The following is a 13,973-nucleotide window of genomic DNA, read 5'->3' as shown; positions in this document are numbered from 1 at the left end:
TCGATAAACAGACAAGGAGTCCCCTCGATGGGCAATCACGCGCAAGACACTGTCCGCAAACGCCGCCGTGCGTTTCTCGGTGCCACCTCCGGCCACTTGATCGAGTGGTACGACTACGGCGTCTACGGCTTTCTTGCCGTCTATATCGGCCAGGCGTTCTTCGTCTCCGACGACCCTACCACCAGCCTGCTGGCCAGCTTCGCCGCGTTTGCCCTGAGCTTCTTCATCCGGCCGCTGGGCGGGCTGTTCTTCGGCCCGCTGGCGGACAAGATCGGCCGGCGTAAAACCCTGATCATGGCGCTGGTGATGATGACCGGCTCCACGGTGATGCTCGGTTTGCTGCCCACTTACGCGACCCTGGGCATCGTCGCCCCGATCCTGTTGATCCTGGTGCGCTGCGTGCAAGGCTTCTCCGCGGGCGGTGAGATCGGCACGGTTACCAGTTTCATTTCCGAATACGCCGGCCCCGGCCGACGCGGCTTTGCCACCTGCTGGTTGATGGTTACCGCCGTGCTTGGCCTGTTGCTGGGCGGCGCCGTGGCCAACGGCATGACCTGGGTGCTGGGCGCCGACACGATGCAGGAATGGGCCTGGCGCGTGCCGTTCCTGATCGCCGCGCCCCTGGGCTTCATTTCCATGTACATCCGCCTCAAGCTCGAAGACAGCCCCGAGTTCCTTGCCCTGCAACGCGCCGGGCAAACTTCTCGCGCACCCCTGCGCGAAGTCTGGCAATGGAAACGCGCGGTTGCCCTGGTGTTCTTCATCATCACCCTGCACAGCTCGATCTTTTATCTGGTGCTGACCTTTGCCTCGACTTACATGGCCAAGATCCTCAAGTTCGACAGCGGCACCACGTTGCTCTATGTGTTCGTCGCCAGTTTTTCTGCGGCGTTCGTCATGCCGTTCGGCGGCGCCTTCACCGATAAATATGGGCGTAAGCCGTTCCTGATGGTGATCGGCACGCTGGCGACCCTGGCGATGTTCTGGCTGTTCAAGATGGCACCGACCGCCACGCCGGCAACCTTCTTCGCGCCGTTGATGGCGGTGGCGATTCTGTTCGGCCTGTATGCCTCGTCCACCTATGCGCTGATGAGCGAACTGCTGCCCACGCGCATCCGCTCCACTGGGATCGCCGTGGCATACAACGTGCCGGTTGCGGTGTTTGGCGGCAGCGCGCCGTTGATTTCCACCTGGCTGATCAAGGTGACCGGCGACATTACCTCGCCCTGGTACTTTTATGTGGCGACCGGGGTGGTGTCGTTGATTGCGCTGGTGCTGCTGCGCAAAGAGGACTTCGTGGCCAGCGGCAGCCCGGTGACGGCGCCCGCCGGGGCGGCATTGGCCTGATTGGCACGGTGGTCGGGCGTTGCATCAACGCGTTAACTGCGCCAGGCTTGGCAGCCTCATCCCGGCGGAGTGTATTGCGTGCAGGCTACCCGTTTGACCCTGATCTGCCATGCGGCCACGGCGGCGCAGAAACAGGCATGCTTTGCCGATGACGAGTCGCTGTTCATGGACTGGCAAGGCGCGGAACGCTCTTTGGCAGGTCGTTACCCCAAGGCTGCGCGCCTGGTGTGCGGGCCGGAGGCGCGTACCCGGCAGACGGCGGCGTTGTTCGGCGCGCAGCCGAACATCGAACAGGCCCTGCGCGACCTGGACCTTGGGCACTGGAAAGGCCAGGCTGTGCGCCACCTGAACAGCGATGAATTGAACGCCTGGCTCACCGACGGCGCCCGTGCACCGCATGGCGGCGAGTCGGTGGATCAGCTGTGCGCGCGAGTCGGGCAATGGATCAAGTCCCTCGAGAGCCAACCCGGTCACGTGCTGGCCATCACCCATCCGTTCGTTATCCGCGCCGCGCTGCTGTACGTCATGCGGTGTCCGTTCTCGATGTTCTATCTGATCGACGTTGAGCCGCTGTCTTGTACCGAGTTGCGCTTCAATGCGCGCTGGCGCCTGCGCCTGGAAACTCACGCCTGAGGCCCAGGTCATGGCAAAATCCACGCCCCGCAATGAGAGCAACCCATGAAACGCATCCTGATCATCGGCATCGGCGCCGGCAACCCCGACTACATCACGATGCAGGCCGTAAAGGCGCTGAACCGCACCGACGTGTTTTTCCTGATGGACAAGGGCCAGAGCAAGGACAAGCTGATCGACCTGCGGCGTGAAATCTGCGAGACCTACATCACCGAGCCCGGCTATCGTTTCGTCGAGGCTCAATGCCCTGAGCGCACGCGCGGTGATATTGACTACACCACCGCCGTGCGGGACCTCAACCGCGACAAGCAGAACACCTTCGAGCGTATGATCAACGAGGAAATGGCCGACGGCGAAGTGGGCGCGTTTCTGGCCTGGGGTGACCCGGCGTTGTACGACAGCACCATTCGCATCCTGCAGGCGATCCTGGCCGACGGCCGCTGTGAGTTCGAGTTCGAGGTGATCCCCGGCATTACCAGCGTGCAGGCCTTGGCGGCCCGGCATAAAGTGCCGTTGAACCGGATCGGCAAGTCCGTCGAAATCACCACCGGGCGGCGCCTGGCGGCGGGGCAGGCGAGTGATGCCGACACCCTGGTGGTGATGCTCGATGCCGAAGATTCCTACCGCAGCGTGGCGGATCAGGACCTGGATATCTACTGGGGCGCCTACCTGGGCACGCCGGACGAAATCCTGATCAGCGGCAAAGTGGCTGACGTGGCGCAAGACATCCAACGGGTGCGCAAGGCTGCGCGGCTCGCCAATGGCTGGATCATGGACACCTATTTGTTGCGCAAACCCTGAGGGACCGTTCCTATGCTCAAATTGCTCGCTCTCACCCTGACCTTGCTGGCCGGTGTCGCCCAGGCGGATTCTGAACTGCACACCGACTTGCCGCTGTCGTACCTGGAGCAAACCCAGGGCGATGCACGCAACCAACCGCTGGTGATTTTCCTGCATGGCTTTGGCAGCAACGAGGAAGACCTGTTCGGCATCAAGGATGCGCTGCCTTCCACCTGGACCTACCTGTCGGTGCGTGCGCCGATGCCGGTGGAGCCACGTGGCTATCGCTGGTTCACCAAGACCCCCGGTGACGGGGATTACGATGGAGTGACGGCCGATCTGCACAGCAGCGCCAGGCTGATTGAAGACTTTGTGGTCAAGGCCACCGCCAAGTACCACACCATGAGTGATCGTGTGTTCCTGGTCGGGTTCAGCCAGGGGGCGATCATGTCCTATGAGGTGGGTTTGCGCAGGCCCGAGTTGATGCGTGGCATCGCGGCCCTGAGCGGCAGTGTGTTGCCGGTACTCAAGGCCCAGCTAAAGCCGGATGCGGCGTTAGGCAAGCTGGCCATCTTCATCGGCCATGGCACATTGGACCAGGCACTGCCTTATGCCTCGGGAACGCGGGCGAATGAGGTGCTCGAGGGGTTGGGATTGAAGCCGGAATTTCATGGGTATCCGGGGATGAACCATACGATCAGCGAGGCCGAAGTCCAGGACCTGAAAGCCTGGCTAGAGAAAAGTTTGCAGTGAAACACAGTTGAAAATGTGGGAGGGGGCTTGCCCCCGATGGCGGTATTTCAGTCACGGATGTATCGACTGATTCACCGCTATCGGGGGCAAGCCCCCTCCCACATTGGTGTTGTGTTGCTTGGGAGATTGGCTTACTTGCCGCCGGTAATCTGCTTCACCAGCGCGGCATGCCCCTTCACATCATCCGCCCGCGAAATCGCCTGGATCACCAGCAACTGATTGCCCGAACCGCCGAGAAAGGTGGAGTTCAACGTCTTGCCGCCGCCCTGGGTGGCGGTGCTGTCGACCTGCCGCAGGCCGAGGCCCTTGTAGGTGAGTTTTTTCTCGTTTTGCTTCTTGAAGTCGGGCAGGGCGGCGCTCTGGTTCTTGACGAAATCGGCCACGGCGCCATCGAGGAACTGCGGGTCGTTATCCTTGATGGCTACCCCATCGTTACGCACGGTTTCGGCGACGATCACCACACTTTTCGTGGTGGCGTTGGCATACAGGGTGCCCTGGGTATCGGCGGTGCCATCATCGGCTTTACCAGCGGGCAGGGCGTCGGCGGTGTAGGCCTTGGGCAGGTTGAAGGTGAACTTGCCGCCCAGGGTGGAGATAGTTTGCGTGGTCGCCTTGGAGGCAGCCCATACGCTGCCGGCGGTAAGCGCGAGGGCCAGCAGCAGTGCGGTCTTGGTGAACGTGGCCATGAAGCGCTCCAGAGATGAACGAAATTGCGGCGTATTCTGTCAGAAAAATCGCAAGATCGTTCACCTGCAGCCTCACACCTTGTCGGACTCTTCTTGAAGCCTGTCCATCTCAAACAGGCGCGCCAGTTCGGTACGGGCTTCCTGGGCGGTCTGCATGACTTTGGCCGCATCGTCGTACACCGCATGCTGGGCGGCGAGGACCTGCTGGTCATGGGCCCTGAAACGGTCGATGCGTGCATCGGCCTGGGCCTGGCTCAAACCGAGGCCCACCAGGGTGCGGCGGCTCATCTCCAGGCTGGAGTAAAAGGTTTCACGCACCGGTGAGGCGTCCAGGTCCACCAGGCGGTGTACGTGCTGGCGGTTACGCGCGCGGGCGATGATCTTCATGTGCGGGTAGAGGTTGCGCACCAGTTCGGCGGTCTTGATGTTGATCTCCGGGTCATCCATGGCGATCACGAAGAACTCCGCCTGGTCGACCTTGGCCGCATGCAGGATTTCCGGGCGCTGCGGGTCGCCGTAGAACACCGGCATGCCGCCGAAGCTGCGGGTCAGTTCGATGGTTTCCACCGAGGTGTCCAGGGCGATGAACGAGACGTTCTGCGCACGCAGGATGCGCGCGACGATCTGGCCCATCCGGCCCATGCCGGCAATCACGACGCGCGGTGCATCGCCTTCGATGGCGCGGTATTCCTCGGGTACGTCCACCGGCTTGACCTTGGGCCTGAACAGCTTTGGGCACACCAACAGCAGCAGCGGGGTCACGGCCATGGACAGGGTGATGGTGAGCACCAGCACGTCATACAGGTGCGGCTCGAACAGGCCCTGGTCGCGACCAATCTTGAACACCACGAAGGCAAACTCACCACCGGCCGCCAGCACCACACCCAGGCGGAGGGCGCTTTCACGATTGAGCTCACCCGCCATGCGCCCTACGGCGTACAGCAGCGGCAGTTTCAGCCCGATCAACAGCAAGGTCAGCCCGATCACCACCAGCGGTGTGCTGAGCAGCAGGCTGAGGTTGGCGCCCATGCCCACGCTGATAAAAAACAGACCCAGCAGCAGGCCCTTGAAGGGTTCGATCTGGGATTCCAGTTCGTGACGGTATTCGGAGTCCGCCAGCAGCAGCCCGGCGAGAAAAGCGCCGAGGGCCATCGACACCCCCACCAGCTCCATCAACCAGGCGGTGCCGATCACCACCAGCAGCGCGGTGGCGGTGGACACTTCGCGCAGGCCGGTCTTGGCAACAATGCGAAACACCGGGCGCAACAGGTAGCGCCCGCCGATGATCACCACGGCAATGCTGCCCAGAATCTGCAAGACGTGCTGCACGCCTTGGGCTTCGCTGGCCGGATGATCGCTGCCGGCCAGCAGCGGCACCATGGCGATCAAGGGGATTGCCGCGATGTCCTGGAACAACAGGATCGCAAAGGCCAGGCGCCCATGGGGTTGGTTGAGTTCCTTGCGCTCGGCCAGGCTTTGCAGGCCGAACGCGGTGGAGGACAGTGCCAGGCCCAGACCCAGCACAATCGCGCTATTCCATGACTGGCCAAACAGCCACAGCGCCACTACGCCCATGACCAGCCCGGTGAGCAGCACCTGGGCCAGGCCGACACCGAATACCGCCTTGCGCATCACCCATAAGCGTTTGGGCGAAAGCTCCAGGCCGATGATGAACAGCAGCAGCACCACGCCCAATTCGGAGAACTGCGCCACGCTTTGCGGGTTGCCGATCAGGCCCAATACCGAGGGGCCGATGATCACGCCGGCGAATAGGTAGCCCAGCACCGCGCCCAGTTGCAGGCGCTTGGCCAATGGCACGGCCAGCACGGCGGCGAACAGGAACACCACGGCTGCTTGTAACAGGTTGCCTTCATGGGGCATTGCGAACTCCATTGTCTACTTGAATCAACTGCTGACGCCTTGATAGGCGAGGGCGCTATTAGAACGCGTTTTTACATTTTGAAACTTGTATTTTTGATGCGAAGGTCAACGTATGCCTGGGCTACCCGGTTTAACAGGGCGCTGATAACTTCGCGTGCTGAACAAAATCTGCATGGCGATGCACGGTGTTTTCATCTCGGCTTGATGTGCGCTTTGTTACCATGGCCGCCCCTTGCCACCAGGAGTCACCGGCCCATGCAGCACCAGTGGGATGAAATGCACCGCACCCGCAAGCCTACGTTCGTCCTCTGCGGCGAGCCTCAGGGGGATGTGCTCAATCTCTATGTTCACGGTTATTCGGCATTTTTCAGCCAGCAACAGTTGGCTGGCTTCAAGGCGCAACTGGCGGGCATTGAAGGCTCGACCAACCTGATGTTGTTCTGGCCGGCCGGGCACTTTCTGGAAAACCTGTTTGCACCCTTCAGGGAGGTGATCGCCTCGATGCTTGGCGGGGGTGGCCTGGGCGCGGCGACGGTGGGGGTGGGCAAGGCGATTGCTTACTTTCTCGACCATTACAAAAGTGTCGAGGCGCGTGTCGATGAAGTGGCCAGGACCTTGTTGCCCGAGCTGGCGAGGTACCTGCACGCCGAATCGCTACAGGTGCGGCAAATCAACCTTATCGGTCACTCCCTGGGTGCGAGGATCGTGGTCAAGAGCATGCTGGCCAGCCCTGAAGTCGCGCATGAACTGCCGTTGAACAATCTGTTGCTGATGGGCGGGGCGATCTGTACGTCGAGCCCTTGGGAGGCGGTGACGGCACCGCTCAAGGGGCGGGTGATCAATTGCCATTCCAGTAAGGACTGGGCACTGGCAATGAAGCCGGACACCGAGCGTTGCATCGGCCGCTATGCCATTGCAGTGACGCCGGCCCTGAAAGCCAAGGTCACCAATGTTCACTTGGCCAGCTTCGACCATGCCGCCTACTGGCCGCAATTGAAAACAGTGGTGCAGTACACCGACCTGCTGCAGGAGCGCCGGGGCCTGATCCGCGCCGACCTGCGCAGCCGTGAAGTGCGCTTTGCCGAAGACGACGCGGACTTGTTTCCGATCCTGGCGCAGGCGCGGCCGGATGAGTTGAAGTTTCTCGCGCAGTTGATGGCACAAAAGCACAGCGCCTCGATTGATGCCAGTGTGCGCGAACCGCGCAAGCTCGCCATCGAGTTGCAGCGCATGGGCGGCGACAGTTTTATGAACCTGGGCCGTGGTCACGGCGTGGCCTATCGCCAGATCGCCGAAGCGGTGGCGCAACGCTTGGGCATCAAGTTCGACGATGCCCTTGCCAGCGTTGCCCTTGCGGATATCGAAGCGCAGGTTGCGCAAACACTGATCGAGCAGTACCAGGGCAAACTCAACGCCGCCGACCGCCAGGCGTTCGACGCCGAACTCCAGGCCGCGATGCAGAAAGAGAAAGGCCTGTTCACGCGGTTCAACGTTGGCGGTTCGGCCACCGCCGCCTTGAGCGGCACGGCATTGGCCGGGCTTACCGGGTTTATTGTGCGACGCGGTGCCGCCTCGGCAATTCCGGTGGTGGGCCAGGCGGTGGCGGCCGCGATGTTGCTGGTCAGCGGCGTACGGGCATTCTCCGGGCCGGCTTATTCGATCACAACCCTGGCGGTGCTGGTGGTCGGCGTAATTCGCCAGCGTCTGGAACGTGAGGCGTTGAATCAGGAGCTGGACCTGGTGGTGCAAGTGGTTGAAACGTTTGACTTGCCCCGGGAGACGGTGATGCGCACGGTCGCATCGGACTGCTAAGCTGGCGTCCTGACTTGTGTGTTTGCCTGGGATACCGCGTGAAATTCAGCCTGCCGAAAATTGCTACCGCCCCCTTCTGCCCGCCGGAAGTGGCCGGCTCCGTTGCCGTCGACCCCAAGGCGTCGTTTTTCAAGCGCGTGCTGATGTTCGCCGGCCCCGGCCTGTTGATCTCCATCGGGTACATGGACCCCGGCAACTGGGCCACCGCCATCGAAGCCGGGTCGCGCTATGGCTACAGCCTGTTATTTGTAGTGTTGCTGGCGAGCCTGGCGGGGATGGCGGTGCAGTGCCTGTGCTCGCGGCTGGGTATCGCGACCGGCAAGGACCTGGCGCAACTGTGCCGCGAGCGCTACAGCAAGCGCTCGGCGCGCACCCAGTGGGCGTTGGCGGAAATCTCCATCATCGCCACCGACCTCGCCGAAGTGCTCGGCTGCGCCCTGGCGTTTCACCTGCTGCTCGGTGTGTCGCTGACCACCGGTATCGTCATCACCGCCTTTGATACGCTGTTGATCCTGGCCCTGCAGAACCGTGGTTTCCGCCGCCTGGAAGCAATCATGCTGGCGCTGGTTGCAACCATCGGCGTGTGTTTTTTCATCGAGCTGGTGTTGATCAAACCCTACTGGCCGGACGTGTTCAGTGGATTCACCCCATCCCTGTCCGCCATCAGCGATGCCGCGCCGCTGTACCTGGCCATCGGCATCCTCGGTGCGACCGTGATGCCGCACAACCTCTACCTGCACACTTCCATTGTGCAGACCCGCCTGATCGGCAAGGACCTGGCCAGCAAACAGGATACGGTTAAGCTGGCCCGCATCGACACCATTGGCTCGCTGGCCCTGGCCCTGCTGGTCAACGCGGCCATCCTGGTGCTGGCGGCTGCAGCGTTCTACAAGACCGGCCATACCGACGTGGTGGAGATCCAGGACGCCTATCATCTGCTCGACCCGCTGGTGGGCGGCGCGTTTGCCAGCATCCTGTTCGGCATCGCCTTGCTGGCCTCGGGCCAAAGCTCGACCTTTACCGGCACGATCGCCGGGCAGGTGATCATGGAGGGTTACCTGAACCTGCGCATCCCGTGCTGGCAACGTCGCCTGATCACCCGTGGGCTGGCGCTGATCCCGGCATTTCTCGGGGTGTGGCTGATGGGCGACGACGCCATCGGCAAGCTGCTGATTCTGAGCCAGGTGGTCCTCAGCCTGCAGTTGCCCTTCGCGCTATACCCGCTGATCCGCATGACCGGCGACAAGCAACTGATGGGGCCGTTCGTAAACCGCCTGCCCACACGGATGCTGGCGTGGTTTTTATTTGCGGTAATCAGCGGGGCGAATGCGTGGTTGATTGGGCAGTGGGTGTTCTGAGTGACCTGTGTGCTGCTGGGCCATGACCTAGACCAGAATGTCGCCGCGCTCACATAAACATCGGCGGCATTTCATCGCGCCGATTCGCCGCGCTTTGGACTTACCGATGGGAACAAGCTACGCCATTGCGCGCCCGTGCTTTGGCCAAATATAGCCAAAACTACGTGAGCTATTAAAAACGGCTGAACCACGTGCTCAAGCCGCTCGTTCACTCACCGATCCCAATACGGCACCGTCCCGAAACACTCCACAAAATAATCGATCACCGTCCGCACCTTGAGCGACAGCCTGCGGCTGCCTGGCCATAACGCTGCGATTTGCTGGGGCTCCAGGGTGGTTGCCACCTCGTATTCCGTCAGCACCGCCTGCAAGGTGCCGGCGCGCAGGCCTTCGCCGATCAGCCAGGACGGAAACACCACCAGCCCCAGGCCCTGTTCGGCGGCGTGGGTCAGGGTGTCGGCGTGGTTGCCGGTGATCGGGCCTTTGACGCTGTAGGCGTTCCAGTCGCCCTGGTCGCGACGGAAGAACCAGCGCTCCTGGCCTTTGATGCCCTTGTAGGCCAGGCATTGGTGATTGGCCAGTTCGTCGGGATGACGCGGCGTACCGTGCCGCGCCAGGTAGGCGGGGCTGGCGGCGAGGCGAAAGCGTTGCGGTGCGAAGATCCGCGCCTGCATGCTGGAATCGTTGAGTACGCCGATGCGAAACAGCAGGTCGGTGCCGTCCTGCAGCGGGTCGACGAAGGTGTCGGTTTGCTGGATGTCCAGTTGCAGCTTCGGATAGCGCCGGCACAGTTCTCCCAGCCACGGCGAAAGGTGACGCTGGCCGAACACCATGGGCGCATTGATGCGCACCAGGCCGCTGGGCTCGCTGTCCTGCTCCTGCAGGGCCTGGCTCGCCGTCTCCAGTTGTTCGAGCACCAGCCGGGCGTGGCGCCCGAGCAGGCGTCCGGCTTCGGTGGGGCTGACGGCGCGGGTGTGGCGGTACAGCAACTGCTGGCCGAGGGCATGCTCCATGAGCTGGATCTGCCGGGAGATGGACGAGGGCGCGAGGCCTTCACGGCGGGCAACTTCAGAAAAGCTGCCATGGTCCAATACCGCGACGAACAGGCGCAGCGCCTTGAAACTCAACTCGTTCAAACCCTGCATCGTGGCTCCATGCTGTGCGTTATTCGCAAAGGTGTTGTCTGCATGCTGCCATTTATCGCACAGCTCGACCACCGGATAATGCGCCCCTGTTTTCTTCTTCAAGCGCGGGTGATGTATGCAGGCAAGTTCCATCGCAGATACGGCACAGTCCAGGCCGAAGCGCAACATTCTTCGGTTGCTATTGCTGCCGTTGGTCATCCTGGCAGGCATGGGCCTGTCGGTGGAGGCCGGTTTGCTCGGGCCGTTGGGGGTGCAGGTCGGGCATTTGTGGGCCACGTTGAGCATCTTTGGCGTCGGTTCGGCGATCCTGTTTCTGCTGTTGCTGTTCAGCGGCCCGCAAAAGGGCCCGGGGTTCACGCAACTGCCGCGCTGGCAGTTGATCGGCGGTTTCCTGGGGCCGATGTACGTGGTGGTGCTGACCCTGGCCACGCCTCATATCGGCGTGGCCATGACGATGATTGCGATCCTGTCCGGACAGGTAGGCAAGAGCGTGCTGATCGACCATTTCGGCTGGTTCGGCACGGCGCGCAAGCGAGTCAATGTGGAGCGCTGGATAGCCTTGGCGTTGATTGTGGCGGCACTTGTTCTGATTGCACGAGGGTAAGGCGATGAATCTGATTCTGTTGTTGGTCGTGGTGGTCGCCGCGGGTGCGGTATTGAGCGTGCAGGCTGCCATCAACGGCCGTCTTGGCCAGACCGTCGGGGTGTTGCGCAGCAGCCTGCTGACCTTTGCGGTTGGTGCGCTCACCACTGCGCTGCTGATTTTTTTCTTCGAGCCCGCCCAGGCGGTCAGCCTGCTGGAGGTGCCGAAGTGGCAGTTGACCGGCGCCCTGTTTGGCGTGGTGTACATGATGGTGATGGTCGGCGCGGTGCCTGTGGTCGGTACGGCGGTTGCCACGGTGGCGGTGATCGTGGGGCAATTGGGCATGGGCATGCTGATCGACAATTTCGGCTGGCTCGGCAACCCTGCGATCGAATTGTCCGGCAGCCGGATCGTGGCGATGCTGTGCCTGGCCCTGGCCCTGGTGTTCATGTATCGCAGCAATACACGCCAGGCTGACTGACGGCGCTGAACCTTGGCGCCGCATCTGGAGTCACTGTTTAAGGTGTGGCATTCGCCGCGCCGTGACGACCATGAAGAAGGAGTCTGACCATGCCGGATCAAACCTGTGCCTGCCCACACTGCAAATGCGTACTGGGCGTCGACGCGGTAATGAAGGACGGTAAGGGCTATTGCTGCCAGGGCTGCGCCGAGCATCATGCGCACGGTGAGCCTTGCGCGGCGGCGACGGGTTGCGAATGCGCCAAATCGTCTGCCAACGCCTGAGCTGATTGATCAGCAGGCCCGTGCCCCCCGATAGCGTTGATCAGCCAACCACGTACTGACTGATGCACCGCTATCGGGAGCAAGCCTCCTCCCGCATTTTGAGCTGTATCAGGCCTCTGGAACGCCTTTTTCCCAAGCCGACCAGTTGTTCAGGATCGCCTGTACCAGCGGATTCCCCGTGCGGTACAGGTTCTCCAGCGCCGGTACAAACCCACCCTGATCGGCGTACTTGAGCAGGTTGTCCACTTCGCTGTAGCCCGGGTACGGGCGGTCGAAGTCGGAGCCTGCGCGCACCACCGCCAGGCGCTGGATATCCACCAGCCCTTCGCGACTGGCGCGCAACAGCGCTTCGTAGGTGGAGTTGTCTTCCTGCTGCGTCGTGCAGTATTCGCCCTTGTTGTCCGTGAGCAGTTTGGTCCACACCTCGGCGCGTTCGCTCAGGCGGGTGCCGGAGAACCAGGTGTTGCCCGCCAGGGTGTCGCAGCGTGTGACCTGGGGCGGTTGATTGGCCGGGGCGGCGGGGTAGTGCTTGCGCCAGGCGGCGGACTCTTTGCTTTCAGTCAACTCGACCTTGTGCGACAAGGCAAACGCCTTGGCCTGAAGCTTTGGGTTGAGCTCGAAGACTTCGGTCTTGTAGTCCAGCGGCGGTTTTTCATTGGGCCCCTTGGTGTTGATGCCGATATAACCCGTCGGCCAATCCTTGGGCGCATCCCGGGAATCCAGCTCCCATTGTGTCCCGAATTCCACCAGGTAATGCGCCCAGGCGGCCGTGCCGATCGTGCCGTGCCGGGGGCTGATACCGGCAATCCCGGCGATCAGGAAATAACTCTGGCGCAGGTCGAATTTGGGCGACAGGGCCAGTGCCAGGGTGGAGGCGGCGGCATTGGTCTGGCCCATGCCGGTCACCAGCAGGCACACGTCCTGGGTGTTGCAGCGAATCGCCGGGTACTCGGCGGACAAGCCGGGCACGCGTACCTCCTGTTTGAGTTCCAGGCGATCGATCCAGGTTTGCGCTTCGGGGGCGAACATGGTGATCAGCATCACCTTGGGTTTGATCGGCGCAGCGCTGTCCGCCAGCACCACGTGGGGCAGCAGGGCGAGGCCTGCGGCCATCGAGAGGCGGGTAAAAGTCTTCATCTGCAGCTCCTTGATCAGAATTGGTAGCCCACGCCGGCGTAGTAACCCCAGCCGTCGGAACGGGCGCGAAAGTTGCCTTCGCCGAAATTCAACTCGCTGCCGTCCTCCCAGTTGCCGCCGTTGTGAAAGTAACGGCCGACCAGGGTGAAGCGCAGGTGGGTGAATGAGTAGAGCAATACGTTGGTTGCCACCAGGGAATTGGCGGTGCGCGCCGGGTTGTCCTTGTGCAGGTCCGAGCCGAAATCATAGTTGGTGAAGCCGATGTAGGTCAGCGAGGCACCGTTGTCGAACTTGCCGATGGGCACGATGTATTTCATCTGCGCGCGATAGCCGTCCCAGGAGTACTCGTTACTGGCGCCGTAGTTTTCCCACTGGTAGCGCCCGTAGAAGTTGGCCGACAGGTTGACCCGCGAGTGCGTGTCGATGTCGGTGCCAAGGCCGCTGTACAGGGTGTTGGCGCGATTCTCTTTGTTGCTGCCGTGGTCGTAGATCCAGTCGAACGCCACATACCATTCCTTGAACGGCCCGATCGCCAGGCTGCGACCGGCCAGGTAGTCGATGGAGATACGTGGCTCGTGTTCCATGAACACGGGCGAGCCATGGTCCCACGCGCCTTTGTCGTTACTGTTACCGATGCCGAGGATCTTTGGCACGTCGATGTAGCCGTACAGCTCGAACGGCCCCTTGCGGCCGAAATACTCGTATTCCAGGTAGACGTCGTCCTGGGGCTTGGGGCCGAAGCTGATGTCCTTGCTGCCGATCAGCGTCAGGTCCTGGTTGAACCATTCGGACAGGTAAGCGCCTTTTTTCGCCGGCGGGCTGGCCTCGGGGCTGAGGGTTTCGCCCTGTGCCGAGTCATCCGAAGGTTGGTCGTGCGCCAAAATGGGTGCACTGAGTAGTCCCGTAACGGCGGCCAGTAGCAAGGAAACACCGAAGCAAGCGCGAGGCGTTGAGGTGGGGTGCATTGAAAATCCCTATTCGTACGCGGTTTGAACCCGATTGCTCGGGTGAGGTGAACCTGGTGGCCAAGTTCGTTCCGCAAACGTTTGCACAGGCTGTACCAACTTTAGTCAATCGCCTGAATCGGCTGGAAAAAGGCCGAAATAACCGTCCT

General features: G+C 61.9%; 14 protein-coding genes. 9 read left to right on the top strand and 5 right to left on the bottom strand.

The genetic code is table 11. The features are described 5' to 3' along the window. Window positions 1-27 precede the first annotated feature (27 nt). The 4 genes from BFQ04_RS11785 (at window position 28) to BFQ04_RS11770 (ending at window position 3,513) form a co-directional block, all read left to right on the top strand. A complete protein-coding gene (locus BFQ04_RS11785; RefSeq protein WP_065950974.1) occupies window positions 28-1,347 on the top strand; it encodes an MFS transporter in 1,320 nt (439 codons plus the stop codon). Window positions 1,348-1,425: 78 nt separating this feature from the next. Then, the gene (locus BFQ04_RS11780; RefSeq protein ID WP_065950973.1) at window positions 1,426-1,980 is read left to right on the top strand and encodes a histidine phosphatase family protein; all 555 of its coding nucleotides are present in this window, start codon (window positions 1,426-1,428) and stop codon (window positions 1,978-1,980) included. A gap of 45 nt (window positions 1,981-2,025) precedes the next feature. Continuing rightward, entirely contained in the window at window positions 2,026-2,781 is a 756-nt protein-coding gene (gene cobF / locus BFQ04_RS11775; protein WP_065950972.1) for a precorrin-6A synthase (deacetylating), read from the top strand. Between the two features lie 12 nt (window positions 2,782-2,793). Beyond that, on the top strand, window positions 2,794-3,513 hold the full coding sequence (locus BFQ04_RS11770; protein ID WP_065950971.1) for an alpha/beta hydrolase: 720 nt from the start codon (window positions 2,794-2,796) through the stop codon (window positions 3,511-3,513). Between the two features lie 131 nt (window positions 3,514-3,644). Here BFQ04_RS11770 and BFQ04_RS11765 read toward each other — a convergent pair whose 3' ends face one another. Both BFQ04_RS11765 and BFQ04_RS11760 read right to left on the bottom strand, forming a co-directional pair. Continuing rightward, window positions 3,645-4,199: a hypothetical protein gene (locus tag BFQ04_RS11765; protein WP_065950970.1), complete on the bottom strand. Its 555-nt coding sequence runs from the start codon at window positions 4,197-4,199 to the stop codon at window positions 3,645-3,647. 72 nt (window positions 4,200-4,271) lie between these two features. Beyond that, window positions 4,272-6,080 (bottom strand): monovalent cation:proton antiporter-2 (CPA2) family protein, encoded by a 1,809-nt coding sequence (locus BFQ04_RS11760; protein ID WP_065950969.1) that lies wholly within the window; start codon window positions 6,078-6,080, stop codon window positions 4,272-4,274. 255 nt (window positions 6,081-6,335) lie between these two features. On the opposite strand from BFQ04_RS11760, the gene BFQ04_RS11755 reads away from it, so the two are divergent. Both BFQ04_RS11755 and BFQ04_RS11750 read left to right on the top strand, forming a co-directional pair. Then, on the top strand, window positions 6,336-7,892 hold the full coding sequence (locus BFQ04_RS11755) for a DUF726 domain-containing protein (protein ID WP_065950968.1): 1,557 nt from the start codon (window positions 6,336-6,338) through the stop codon (window positions 7,890-7,892). Window positions 7,893-7,930: 38 nt separating this feature from the next. After that, window positions 7,931-9,250: an Nramp family divalent metal transporter gene (locus tag BFQ04_RS11750; RefSeq protein ID WP_065950967.1), complete on the top strand. Its 1,320-nt coding sequence runs from the start codon at window positions 7,931-7,933 to the stop codon at window positions 9,248-9,250. A gap of 212 nt (window positions 9,251-9,462) precedes the next feature. On the opposite strand, the gene BFQ04_RS11745 is transcribed toward BFQ04_RS11750, so the two are convergent. Then, on the bottom strand, window positions 9,463-10,395 hold the full coding sequence (locus tag BFQ04_RS11745; protein ID WP_065950966.1) for a LysR family transcriptional regulator: 933 nt from the start codon (window positions 10,393-10,395) through the stop codon (window positions 9,463-9,465). A gap of 115 nt (window positions 10,396-10,510) precedes the next feature. On the opposite strand from BFQ04_RS11745, the gene BFQ04_RS11740 reads away from it, so the two are divergent. The 3 genes from BFQ04_RS11740 (at window position 10,511) to BFQ04_RS28535 (ending at window position 11,722) form a co-directional block, all read left to right on the top strand. Beyond that, window positions 10,511-10,999, top strand: coding sequence for a DMT family transporter (locus tag BFQ04_RS11740; protein WP_065950965.1), 489 nt, complete (start codon window positions 10,511-10,513; stop codon window positions 10,997-10,999). Window positions 11,000-11,003: 4 nt separating this feature from the next. Further along, window positions 11,004-11,459, top strand: a complete 456-nt coding sequence (locus tag BFQ04_RS11735) for a DMT family transporter (RefSeq protein WP_065950964.1) — start codon at window positions 11,004-11,006, stop codon at window positions 11,457-11,459. 89 nt (window positions 11,460-11,548) lie between these two features. After that, complete coding sequence (locus BFQ04_RS28535; RefSeq protein WP_083217968.1) at window positions 11,549-11,722, top strand: metallothionein; 174 nt, start codon at window positions 11,549-11,551, stop codon at window positions 11,720-11,722. 108 nt (window positions 11,723-11,830) lie between these two features. Here BFQ04_RS28535 and BFQ04_RS11730 read toward each other — a convergent pair whose 3' ends face one another. Continuing rightward, window positions 11,831-12,859, bottom strand: coding sequence for a purine-nucleoside phosphorylase (locus BFQ04_RS11730; RefSeq protein WP_065950963.1), 1,029 nt, complete (start codon window positions 12,857-12,859; stop codon window positions 11,831-11,833). Window positions 12,860-12,873: 14 nt separating this feature from the next. Further along, window positions 12,874-13,824 carry a nucleoside-specific channel-forming protein Tsx gene (locus BFQ04_RS11725; RefSeq protein ID WP_065950962.1) on the bottom strand — a complete coding sequence of 317 codons (951 nt, stop codon included), beginning with the start codon at window positions 13,822-13,824 and terminating at the stop codon, window positions 12,874-12,876. Window positions 13,825-13,973 lie beyond the last annotated feature (149 nt).

Origin of the sequence: Pseudomonas sp. 37 R 15, from assembly GCF_900004865.1 — a bacterium.
GTDB classification, from domain to species: Bacteria; Pseudomonadota; Gammaproteobacteria; order Pseudomonadales; family Pseudomonadaceae; genus Aquipseudomonas; species Aquipseudomonas fluorescens_AM.
Note: the sequence above shows the minus strand (reverse complement) of the source record. Positions and strands in the feature narration are given on the sequence as shown.

Coding starts and splice junctions, on each gene's coding strand:
- BFQ04_RS11785 (WP_065950974.1), top strand. CDS start 28: ATGGGCAATCACGCGCAAGACACTGTCCGCAAACGCCGCCGTGCGTTT.
- cobF (WP_065950972.1), top strand. CDS start 2,026: ATGAAACGCATCCTGATCATCGGCATCGGCGCCGGCAACCCCGACTAC.
- BFQ04_RS11770 (WP_065950971.1), top strand. CDS start 2,794: ATGCTCAAATTGCTCGCTCTCACCCTGACCTTGCTGGCCGGTGTCGCC.
- BFQ04_RS11765 (WP_065950970.1), bottom strand. CDS start 4,199: ATGGCCACGTTCACCAAGACCGCACTGCTGCTGGCCCTCGCGCTTACC.
- BFQ04_RS11760 (WP_065950969.1), bottom strand. CDS start 6,080: ATGCCCCATGAAGGCAACCTGTTACAAGCAGCCGTGGTGTTCCTGTTC.
- BFQ04_RS11755 (WP_065950968.1), top strand. CDS start 6,336: ATGCAGCACCAGTGGGATGAAATGCACCGCACCCGCAAGCCTACGTTC.
- BFQ04_RS11745 (WP_065950966.1), bottom strand. CDS start 10,395: ATGCAGGGTTTGAACGAGTTGAGTTTCAAGGCGCTGCGCCTGTTCGTC.
- BFQ04_RS11740 (WP_065950965.1), top strand. CDS start 10,511: ATGCAGGCAAGTTCCATCGCAGATACGGCACAGTCCAGGCCGAAGCGC.
- BFQ04_RS11735 (WP_065950964.1), top strand. CDS start 11,004: ATGAATCTGATTCTGTTGTTGGTCGTGGTGGTCGCCGCGGGTGCGGTA.
- BFQ04_RS28535 (WP_083217968.1), top strand. CDS start 11,549: ATGCCGGATCAAACCTGTGCCTGCCCACACTGCAAATGCGTACTGGGC.
- BFQ04_RS11730 (WP_065950963.1), bottom strand. CDS start 12,859: ATGAAGACTTTTACCCGCCTCTCGATGGCCGCAGGCCTCGCCCTGCTG.
- BFQ04_RS11725 (WP_065950962.1), bottom strand. CDS start 13,824: ATGCACCCCACCTCAACGCCTCGCGCTTGCTTCGGTGTTTCCTTGCTA.